An 11,066-nucleotide genomic window follows, 5' to 3' on the forward strand; every position below is an offset into this window, starting at 1 on the left:
ACTCGAATTGATTGATATGTCTTATCATCTTTTGTGCGCTGGAATTCGACTGTGGGCTCATGTGCCGCGGTAACACCCGATTAGTTCGTCCACGTGATCCTCCATCGTGTGTTCCAGCGCCCACTGTCTCGCGTTCCGACTCAGAGCGTGCTGTGTTTCGATATCATCGACGAGTGTCCTGACACACTGAGCGAGAGCTGTGGCGTCACCGGCTTCGAATAGCAGCCCCCGTTCACCGTGCTCTACCAGTTCTGGGATTCCACCCATGTCTGAGCCGATAACTGGAAGTCCAGACGCGAGGCTCTCGTAGATTACTAGTGGAGAGTTCTCCATCCACAGAGAAGGGACGACCGCTGCATGCGAACTCACTCGAAGCTCGTGGAGCCGGTCAGATGTCACGTATCCGTGATACCTCACGTTGTCCAGTTCCTGTGCCACCTCTTCGCAGTCCTCGCTCATCGGCCCACTCCCACAGAGGTGCACAGTCACTTGCGGAAGAGCCTCTGCGGCTTCGAAGAGCGTCTCTAACCCTTTCGAGCGCTGTTGTTTTCCTGCATACAGAACCGCGGGCTCCGCTGACGGTTCCGGAGGCTCGTCGATAACAGATGTTACACCGTGTTGAATCCGCGTTGCGGGGATATCCTCGAAGAACCCGCGGTCGAGGTGAACGTCAATGACGTGTTGGCTGGGAGAAACTACGTGGTCTGGAGGGCCCATCACGTGTTTTTTTCCTTTCGCGTACATCCGACAGGGAAACGGAGAGTCGTGACAGACCCCCACTTCATCGCCAGGGAGGGTACGCTCCCGCATGAGACTCGTCTTGGGACAGAGAAGGCCGTAATCGTGGAGCATGTGCACGTATCTTGCATCCGACTTTGCGATTACTTTGCCAATACCCGCTGAAATGCCCATGAGATTGTTCGTGTGAACCACATCAGGCTCGAAATCCGAAATGAACCCCTTGAGGACGCGCCGAGCGTGTGGATTCAGGGTATCAAGCTGATGCCATGCAGCTTTCGCAGGAAGCGAATTTCCGGTTCCCTCGCCGCGATGAGAGAGGTTCAGCGGGAAAAACCGGTACGTCGGAACACCCTCATACATCTCACGTTCTAACGAGAGGCTTCGTGTTCCATCGTAGGGTTTCGTGGTCAGGATCGCCAGCTCATGCCCTCTTGCTTGGAGCGCTTGTGCGACACGGAGTACGTAGTTCTCTGCCCCCCCATTGACTGATGGTGGAAAAACACCATTGACTAAGCAGATGTTCATGTTATTGATCTAGCCTCCCAGAATCTGATGTATGCACCGGTTCTCGGCGCCATCAAAAGGTTCCGACTCAACGTGGTCACACCGAGAGTGGATTTGATGATAACAGTACCGATGCGACTTCTTACTCGTATAACACGGCGTTCGAAACGAATACAAACGGAAGCCGAATCACTGCTGGTCAGACACCAGGTTGATTACTCGCTTGATTAGCCATTGCTGTTCGCCACCACCTGCTTAGGTCACTCAGGGAACTGAATACTCTCGGACCAAAGAGGCTGATCATGAAAAGTACGGCCCGTTGAGTGGTCGGTTTGTATCCGAGTGCAATCCACAAATCACGAATCGCTTCGACGTGTTTCCCGTTTTCGAGCTGGTGGTATCCGCGTTCAGCGTGCCACTTCGAAAAAAACTCCGAACCGATGCTCTCGTCGTTTAATATTGGGGCCGGATACTTCGCGAGGATGTCCTTGCGCTGATTCGCGTGTGCTCGCTTTGACGAGACGTTCTCATCGTGTGAGAGCCGAATTGTGAGTGGTTCATCGACCGCGTCGAATTTATATTGTTTGGCAAGTCTGATACTGAGGTCCCAGTCCTCACCGTGATCCATCATCTCATCAAACCCACCAACAGCACGGAACGCATCTGTGCGAATCATATGTCCCGAATGTGGTGACATTCCCCAGGATGAGAGTACCTCTGGATAGATTTCGCCAATTCTCGATTCCGGTGGTGAGAACTGTTTCAGGACACGTCTTGGCTCACCCGTTGACCAGATCTCTCCACCGGTGTACACGACAGCGTACTCCGATGATAATTGGTTGAAGCGCGCCAACTGCTGCTCGATTTTGTCAGCACGCCAGCGGTCGTCATCATCCAGAATACAGAGATATTCCCCATCAGCGTGGGCTGCTGCCTGGTTCCGACTCGCGGATATCCCCCGCCGTTCAGTGTTGTTGATTGCTGTAACTCGCGAGTCGTCCGTATATTCAGCTAGTGCATTTAATGTTGCCGTGTCGGATGCATCGTCGTTGACGACTATCACCTCCACCTCGCCGTGCGTCTGCCCCAAGACGGTCTGTATCGCTCCGGGTATGTAAGATGAGCGATGATATGTTGGTATTATGACACTAACCAGAGCCATTGTCCGTGTTCGACTCGGACTCGGGATAAATATACTCCTTTAATCGGTCGAACGATATCCAGTTCTCCGATAGTAACACGTGTATGGTTAGAATTATACTATGTACACCTCGTCTACATCGTATGACAAAAGACACAGCGTGGACGGAGAAGATAGCCCGTTCGCTTGCCGATACTCTCCCACCTTCGGCAAAGAACGCTGTTACGCCGGTGTATTATTATTACCAGTCTAAAAGTTCGAACTCAAGCCACCAGTCACCGACTTGTAACCTCACGAAACTGCCGAATGCGCCCGAACACGTACTACTGGTCGTCGTCGACGCGCTTCGACCGGATGCAGCACCGGACATCGGTGTAGAGTTCGGGTCTGCAGTCACGCCGGGAACGTGGACGTTCCCTGCGGTGACGAGTCTCCACACTTCATTGTATCCCCATGAGCATGGATCGGTTGCCCACACGCACCCCGAAGATGAGGAGTTTGCAATGCCACAGCAGTACAGTTCGCGTGAAACGATTGCACATACTTTGGAGTCGGCAGGGTACGAAACCTACGCTGGCTGTGCGTTCATCACTCCTTTCCTGGCCGTGAAATCTTGGTACCAGAGCACCAGAGTCTACGACTTCGAGCGGGCCGAGAACGTCATCAGTGATTACCTGTCGTGGCGCGACGAGCGTCCACAGACGTTCGGCTACCTGCATCTCGGTGACCTGCACAACCCACTCAACCCTCCCGAACAGTACAAGAGACCGTACGATATCGACGAGTCTCTCGACCTTGCGTTCCCAGATCAGTGGGCGGCGGACTTCGACGGAAGCCCCGAGGCGCAGCATTTCCACGAGCAGCGCGTCAAACTCTATCGCGCGGCACTCGACTACGTGTCGGACCAGCTTCGAGATCTCCTCTCGGAGGTCGGTGACGACACACTTGTCGTCGTGACTGGTGACCACGGAGAGTCTCAGTTCGAACACGCGCAGAAGGACCGGGTGATGTCCGATTCCCGTCCGAACTACGGAGTCGGACATGGTGGAACGCCATTCGACGAACTGGCACGCGTCCCGGTCGCTGTCTCAGTTCCTGGTGAAGGGACCGTCGTTCCTACCGGTGGATGGGGGTCGTTGATTGATATCCCCCAGACGATTTCCGAGCGTGTCCTCGAAACACATCACTTCAGCGGATACGACTGGGCAGAAGATATTCCGGTAGAGCGAGCAGTGATCTGCGAGGCGTGTCGATACGGCACCGAACGTAAAGCAATCTACCGCGGGTCGGAGTTTCTTATTCATTCTAAGACGGATAATGTCACGTTCACCGGCACTGTGACAAGTGATGGCGTCTCGTTCAACGGACAGGTTCAGGATGAAGGTGCGCTTCTATCTGAACTACCAGATGCGTGGGACGATTTCGGTTCGGGACACTCGGTCAGCGAGGTTGCAGAATCTCAGTTACGAGCACTCGGGTATAAATAATTCAGCTAGCGTAATGCGTCACCTGACGAAGAACCTCCACCGAACGTTCGCGTCTCCGCTTCCAGTGGTCTCCTCGATGATGAACGATGGATTGTCGGCCGACGCGTTCCAGCCGACGCGCTGGGCGAGTTCCACGTTGTTCGTGGGGTCAGACGCAAACTCGATTGTTCCGTAGTGCTCTCCACCCGCACCACTTCCGAAGTTGGTCACGGCCCGTGACTCACCGGCTGGAATCGTGGTTGTCCCCTCGTCAAAAAGGCGCCATCCGTTTTGATAACGAACCGCGTACCAGGGTGCATCAGGATAATTGACAGTCTCGTTCCCCTGCCCGACAACAGCCTCGTGTGGGACAACGACTCGACTGGTCGATTGGTTCTCGTTGACGACGATTGCATCTCCGCCGACCGAATTGTACGAGATGTCGTTGGAGATGGTACAGGTCTTCGCTCCGTTGATGACGATCCCGTCTCCGTCAACCTGTGTCACGTAACTCGGTGCGATAATCGCCTTGTACCCATCAAAGTACACGCCGTGCGCACCGCTGTGATTGTTCCCGATGTGTGCCTTCGGTGTGATGAAGACACAGCTCGGGCCGCCGGGATCACCGACGTCGATCGTTGCTCGCCCGTTTGCCCCTTCGTACTTCCCAGCGATATACGCCGAAGGCATCGGGTCACGGTACAGTACCGAGACGTTGTGGTCACCGTCGGTGTTTACTCCCTCTCCGATCATCACCTGAGCGGGTGCTTGCGTCCCGTAGGAGTTCTGGAAGACGATACAGTTCGCAGTCGGGGTCGACTGAGGGTCATCAGGCTTGAATCGACAGCGGCGGAACACCGCTTCGTAGGCGCGTGAGTCGAACACCACGCCATCTCCTCTGAAGTCCTTGAGCCACTCGAGAGCAATATCGACGTTCGTGACGTACTCGAAGGAGACGAGACCGGCGTTGTTCCCACCGAGGTTGAACGTCCCTCCGCGCCAAGTGAACCCACGCGTTGCACTGTTCCCCGTGTCACCGACGACGCGGAACATCTGTGACCCGTCGTTGATCGTGGTCGTCATGTGTCCCGACGCGTCAACCCGATACGGGAACCCGACGAAATAGAGGTTGTTTCTGACACGTGAGGCCTCGTCGGGGTCACCCACGATAACAGTGTTCTCGATTACCCATTCGGATTTACTCGGGTGAGCTGCGGGAATGTAGATGTCACCGCCAGGGACAGAGTTCGAGGAGAGCCAGTCGTTGACAGCCTGGATTGCAGCATCGTCAGAGGCGTACCCGTCCGGATTCGCGGAGATAACGTTCCCATTTGCTCCGAGACCGACACAGTGTCCTTGCGAAAGGTTCGCATGAATCGACTGCGGGACGTCTTGTTGGGGGGTGTGAGTTAATCCACCAGTTTCCAGTGAATTGACTAACCGATCAGCAGGTATCCAATCGCTTCCATCACCATAATAGACCGCACCCGCATCGATGGCTTCGAACTTCGCCCCAGACCTAGGCTGGTAGTTACCCTTGTTCGCATCAACGTCACGGATTGGAACGTCCTTATCGATCTGGTTGAAGTTTTCATTGAGCGGTACGTGCCAGTCCCTCGTCCCCTTCTCTGGCATGCTGTATCGGTGGTTGTTAGTTTTCGTCATCTGTGGTTACCTCGATTGTAGTGCGTTTGAGCTGTTATCTTCCGCGGCCGTCCAATATGCTGACAACATTGGATTAGCCATTTTCGACCGACATCCCCGAAATTATCAGTCCTGACTTTACCATTGGATTCAGAAGTCACAATCGGCGAGATGAATTAAATCTTTCCCCGAGACAGCCACTATTTCTGTCAATTATTCATTTTTGATGAGTTACGACAAGGCGGGTTGAGCGCACCCCACCGTCTACCCCTTGTCTATCATATTCGATTATTGACTGTTCTATCGAACCAGTAGGTATAAACATCAATACCATCACCCGTAAGACGAGAGGCAAGCCGTCTGGTGGTCGCATGAGGTTGCCCGTGTTTGTCAAAACGAATCGGAATCTACTATAGTATGAGTCTACAAAAGAAGTTATCTTCTGACGTCCTCGTCACGGTCTTGGTCCGACTGGGGACACGCTTTCAAGGACTAATCTTCATCCCTCTTATCGGCAAGCTTCTGGGCCTCGCTGCCTATGGCGCGTACGTACAGATAATCGCGATTACAGGGTTGCTTGCGACCGTCCTTGACCTCGGACTCCACTCCGCTCTCATCCGATACGGTCAAGAGGAGTCACAGGACGTTGCGGACCTATACTATTCGCTGACAGCGTTCGCAGTCGCGTGTGGGAGTCTCGCTGCGATTCTCCTCATGACTTTCTCGACCTCGCTGTCGGAGCTAACCTTAGGGAATCGCCAATACGCGGAGGCACTGTTAATCGGCTCGACACTCGTCCCGCTCAAGGTGTTCTCCGGGATGGCTCGAAACTACTTCCGGATGGAAATGAACACCAAAATCTACTCTGTAATCGAGGCGATTCGTTCGTATGCTTCGATCGGGGCCGTTGCTCTAGTCATTCTCTACCTGAATTGGGAGCTAGAAGGAGTCATGACCGTTCTAGTGGCGATCGAGTTGGCCCTCGGAGTCGGGATACAGTATCTCATCGGACGGAAGATCGGATACACGATTCCGAGCTTTCAGGAGTTGGAACGGTGTCTCCGCTATTCGATTCCGCTCACAGGGTCGATGATTGCGAGCGAATTGGCCGCACAGGCGGACAAGATCATCGTCGGGTCCTTCCTCGGTGCCTCCGCTGTCGGGATCTATTCGATTTCGTATTCGATTGCCAACTTCATCTCGATTTACAGTTCCTCGGCGTACACCTCGCTCTTCCCCGAGATCAGTCGACTGCTCGAAAACGGAGAACGTGAAAGGTGTGGGAACATTGTCCAAACCAGCGTTCGTTATTATATCGTCATCGCGGTTCCGTCCGCAATCGGCATCTACCTCGTCGGTCCTACCGTAATCAGGCTTATTTCGACACCCGAAGCCGCCGGGCCCGCGAACGCGCTCGTCCCGATTGTTGGACTTGGTATCATCCTCCTCGGACTAGAACGGTTATACGAACTGATTCCCGTCGCCGACGAAGATACCGTGGTCATCTCGAAGATCAAGGGTGTCGCAGCCGTCACGAATATACTAATGAACGTTGCCCTCGTCCCCGTGTACGGTATCACCGGTGCAGCGGTGGCCACCGTTCTCTCGTACGGTGCCAGCTCTGTTCTCGTGTATCGAGAATCTAATATCCGGGTAAAAACTCGTTTTCCCCTGGTTTCGACCGTTAAAACGGCCGCTGCATCGGCCGTCATGTTCGTTGTACTTTATTCGCTCTTGAATCGGAATCTACTCCCCTCCCTCGTGGTGGGTCCACTGGTGTACTTCGTAGTGATGATCGCTATCGATGGTATCGAACTCGCCGAACTCACCGAGGTAATATAGTGTTGGACTACCTCCTGCGACTCACTCGCGCTTCCAGACACTCCCACTCTCGTACAACGTCTCGATAGACGACCTCAAGTTCATTGTCGCACCAGGTTTGAATAACTCATCACGTGAGAGACGAGGCTCGACCGGGCGTTGGAGTTCACCGATCAACTCCTCCGCCGAACGCACGAGTGTTGCGGAGTCGTTCTCCAACAGCAGCGAGGCCCACTCAACCGTTGGGGCCGCTAGCAAATACGTATCTAAGCCGAAGGCGAATCCCTCGTACAACGCTGTTGAAGCCACCCCCACCTGAGCGGTGGATTTTGCGAATAGTTCGTACAGCGAGACTTCTCGCCCATCGAGTACCTGTACGGCCGATTCGACAAGCCATGGATAACGTTCCCTCCAGTCTGATAGCTCGGCTGGATGGAGCTTGTACAGTATGTCGTGGGAAACGTTCGGACTGTTGCACAGCTCTACAGCGATTTGAGAGAGGTCGATTCCAGATTCCCCCGTAGAAATGAACAGGATGTTTTCCTCGGTCTCTATGCCAGCGTATCTCGATATCTCCTGTTCTAGATACGGATACCCCACACTGATGACGCGGTCGCTTGGCAACGGAAGTTCTGCGTTCGTCCCCCACGCATCACCGAATGTCAGCAGGTAGTCCGGAAAGACAGTCTTCGTCCGGTCTTTGGGAAACGAATAGTTGTACGAGTAGTCACTTATCTGTCCGTGTTGAACTTCAACGACAGGAATCGATAAGTCGTGGCAACTCTCGATGAACGACTCTTTCCCTCCGTGTACGACGAGGACCGCTAATGAAGGGTTCAACCGAGATAGAAGGCGGTCGTAGAGCGGTTTTTCGACTCGACGACGGTGGATTACTTTCTTGATAAGTGACTTGATATCGTAGTCCACGTGAAATTCCGACTGGATTCGTTCTTCGAGTTGCTCGACGGCCCGGTGTTCTTCAGTCGACAGGTCGTACCGAATGAGGCCAAATCGATGACAGAACTCGGCCATGAATTCGATCGTATCGACGTACCCGATCTCGTCAGTCCGTTCCGGGGTGACATGTTCACCACCCCAGACGGACTCGATTTGAAATGTCTGTCGGTCGACATTCTCATGCAACGGATCGAGAAACGGGTCCCACCACTCTCCATCGACCTGCATTCGCCTGCCACGACCGTAACATAATATCTCTTGCTGTGACGCAAAGAACGGGTTCCGAACGCCGAGGTTTCGGAGACCAAGATATATGCTCTGTCCGTATTTTTTAAGCGATCTATCGGAGCCGGGGAGCGCGGCTCCCAGTATCTCCAGATCTGCGAGTAACTTCAGCGCCACGTCGTGACGAATCCGTTCCCAGACACGAAGCCCGTTCACCTCCAAAGAGAACAAATCAAGCTCGTCCTCGATCTGTAACAGCTGCTGATGGAACCGGTCATACTCGGTCGAGGTCATGTCTGTCGGCAGGTGACAGAGGCATCGAGTCTCAGCACGTTGCTCATATAGCGGGTTGTTGTCAGACGCTACTCCAATATATACGTGTGTCACTCGGTTCGAGGTTCTGATATCAAATCAGCCGATGGCCACTCATCAGTATAGACGCTCCGAAACACCGGTATCTCAAGAGGCAGTAGCAACCGACTGACTTTTACCCTGCGGCCAATTCGTTCGCGATATGGATGACGACGTCCGGTGGAGTCGTATCGCACCACCGTGGCTTCGATACCTGTCTGCAGACCTGACCGTTGTCTTCGTACTTACAGTACTGGCAGTCGGTGCTGTCTTCACCCCTGTCGTCAGGGATACACCAGTCCGTATCATCGTTGGGCTCCCGTTTCTCCTATTCGTCCCCGGCTATGCGGTCGTGTCGGCGCTGTTTCCCATGGCAGCGCCCGACCTCAGCGACGACGATTCCGATTTGAATTCATCTAGTATCACGGGTCTCGAACGGGTCGCTCTCTCGTTCGGCGTATCGATTGCCATCGTTCCGCTAATCGGACTAGGATTGGATCTGACACCCCTCGGTATTCGACTTGTGCCTGTCGTCCTTTCCATTAGCGTCACGGTGTTTGCATCGACTGTGGTTGCAGCGTACCGCCGCCAGACGCTCCCGCCTGAAGAGCGGTTTTCAGTCCCTTGGCGCGCGTGGGTCGCTGCCGGAAAGGGTGAACTGTTCAAACCAGAGGGGCGGATAGATGGCGTTCTTAACATCCTGCTTGTTGCCTCACTGTTACTCGCCGCAGGGAGTGTCGGCTATGCGGTCACAGTCCCGAAGGAAGGCGATTCATTCTCGGAGTTCTACCTCCTGACCGAGAACGACGAAGGGGAGTTGATCGCTGATGAGTATCCCTCGGAGTTCGTGGCTGGTGAGTCACAGTCTGTGGTGGTCGGTATCGACAATCAAGAACACCAGCCGATGGAGTACACGATTATCGTTGACATCCATAGAGTCCAAGCCGAAAACAACTCGACAGTCGTTCTCGAGCGTGAACGATTACGTACGTTCGAGGTACAGACCGAGCACAACGAGACCTGGCAGCGACAACACTCGATTTCACCAGAGATGCTGGGCGATCGGCTGCGGGTGACGTATCTGCTCTATCGGGGGGACGCTCCAGCGAGGCCAACTCCTGAGAACGCCTATCGTGAAGTCCACCTCTGGATTAACGTCTCGAGTCCCTGACCTCTGGGTTTGCTAGGAGCGAACACTTCTTTGTCTGTTCTAGCTGCTCGCGTCGTGATGTCCTCACTCCCCTGGAGGCGTGGGAATCCCATGACATCAGCGTGTTCACAACGTTGCTGAGGTGAGACAGTACCACCCCGAGGACGATCTCTGAACCGTGTCATTCAGTGCTAATCGGCGCGGAACGATGATTCTCGAGGTCGGGATTACGTGAGCTGGAAATTGGGTTCTAAGCCCCTCTCCTCAGGGAGCGAACGGCGTCTGCTGTGAGTGGGGGAGAGTAAGATAGTTCATATTAGCACAGTCCTCTCAGCCGGGTTTGACTCCTCTTTTTCGACGCCCCATTATCAAATTCAATTTTTTCAAACACAGGCTTTTGTGAATGTTTCCAAAGTTTATATTTGATAGCAAATGGGCCGTGAAGATGCGACTGATACATCCACGACTTCAGACGCTGACGATGATGCTGCCAAAATCCGCCTCGGACGACGCAGTCTCCTCTCGCTACTCGGACTCGCCGGTGTCGCATCTGCCGGTGTCTTACAGACTGGGGGTCCGACCTCGGAGCCGGCGACGAGCACAGTGACCCCAGAATCATTTGGTTACGGTGGACCGGTTACGGCAACGAGTGAAACACCGAGTACAGGGGCGACGAGCCCCACACCGTCGTTGTTCACAGACGCGGTAGCTACCGCCACCGGTACTCCCACTGAGACGGTGACACCCACGGTAACGTCGACGGCAACTGAAACCCGGACTCAGACCCCTCAAGAAACGGAGACGGCGACGGAATCGATGGCGGTCAACGCTGCTGCCGGCGGTGGGGGTGGTGGAGGCGGTGGAGGTGGTGCTCCTGAAGAGCCCAAATCGACGCCGACACCCGACCCAACCGAGACATCCACTCCCACCCCGACATCAACGCCGACACCCGACCCAACCGAGACATCCACTCCCACCCCGACATCAACGCCGACACCCGACCCAACCGAGACATCCACTCCCACCCCGACATCAACGCCGACACCCGACCCAACCGAGACATCCA

At 54.4% G+C, this 11,066-nt stretch carries 8 protein-coding genes; 3 read left to right on the forward strand and 5 right to left on the reverse strand.

Annotated elements, in window-relative coordinates:
• Positions 1 to 57: 57 nt before the first annotated feature.
• Positions 58 to 1,266, reverse strand: coding sequence for a glycosyltransferase family 4 protein (locus E6N53_RS08640; protein ID WP_142858436.1), 1,209 nt, complete (start codon positions 1,264 to 1,266; stop codon positions 58 to 60).
• 178 nt (positions 1,267 to 1,444) lie between these two features.
• Entirely contained in the window at positions 1,445 to 2,407 is a 963-nt protein-coding gene (locus tag E6N53_RS08645) for a glycosyltransferase family 2 protein (RefSeq protein ID WP_142858438.1), read from the reverse strand.
• A gap of 122 nt (positions 2,408 to 2,529) precedes the next feature.
• Here E6N53_RS08645 and E6N53_RS08650 point away from each other — a divergent pair, with 122 nt between their 5' ends.
• Positions 2,530 to 3,873 carry a sulfatase-like hydrolase/transferase gene (locus E6N53_RS08650; RefSeq protein WP_142858440.1) on the forward strand — a complete coding sequence of 448 codons (1,344 nt, stop codon included), beginning with the start codon at positions 2,530 to 2,532 and terminating at the stop codon, positions 3,871 to 3,873.
• An 18-nt stretch (positions 3,874 to 3,891) separates the two neighbouring features.
• Here the strand turns inward: E6N53_RS08650 and E6N53_RS08655 are convergent, their stop codons facing one another.
• Positions 3,892 to 5,487 carry a hypothetical protein gene (locus E6N53_RS08655; RefSeq protein ID WP_142858442.1) on the reverse strand — a complete coding sequence of 532 codons (1,596 nt, stop codon included), beginning with the start codon at positions 5,485 to 5,487 and terminating at the stop codon, positions 3,892 to 3,894.
• Positions 5,488 to 5,913: 426 nt separating this feature from the next.
• On the opposite strand from E6N53_RS08655, the gene E6N53_RS08660 reads away from it, so the two are divergent.
• A complete protein-coding gene (locus tag E6N53_RS08660) occupies positions 5,914 to 7,338 on the forward strand; it encodes a flippase (protein WP_142858444.1) in 1,425 nt (474 codons plus the stop codon).
• A gap of 21 nt (positions 7,339 to 7,359) precedes the next feature.
• Here E6N53_RS08660 and E6N53_RS08665 read toward each other — a convergent pair whose 3' ends face one another.
• Positions 7,360 to 8,793, reverse strand: coding sequence for a hypothetical protein (locus E6N53_RS08665; protein WP_142858445.1), 1,434 nt, complete (start codon positions 8,791 to 8,793; stop codon positions 7,360 to 7,362).
• Positions 8,794 to 9,013: 220 nt separating this feature from the next.
• On the opposite strand from E6N53_RS08665, the gene E6N53_RS08670 reads away from it, so the two are divergent.
• Positions 9,014 to 10,021 carry a DUF1616 domain-containing protein gene (locus E6N53_RS08670; RefSeq protein WP_142858446.1) on the forward strand — a complete coding sequence of 336 codons (1,008 nt, stop codon included), beginning with the start codon at positions 9,014 to 9,016 and terminating at the stop codon, positions 10,019 to 10,021.
• A 767-nt stretch (positions 10,022 to 10,788) separates the two neighbouring features.
• On the opposite strand, the gene E6N53_RS21230 is transcribed toward E6N53_RS08670, so the two are convergent.
• Positions 10,789 to 11,066 (reverse strand): hypothetical protein (locus tag E6N53_RS21230; protein WP_236642323.1); only part of this gene is annotated, 278 nt, incomplete at its 5' end.

It is taken from the genome of Salinigranum halophilum (assembly GCF_007004735.1).
Taxonomy (GTDB): Archaea; Halobacteriota; Halobacteria; order Halobacteriales; family Haloferacaceae; genus Salinigranum; species Salinigranum halophilum.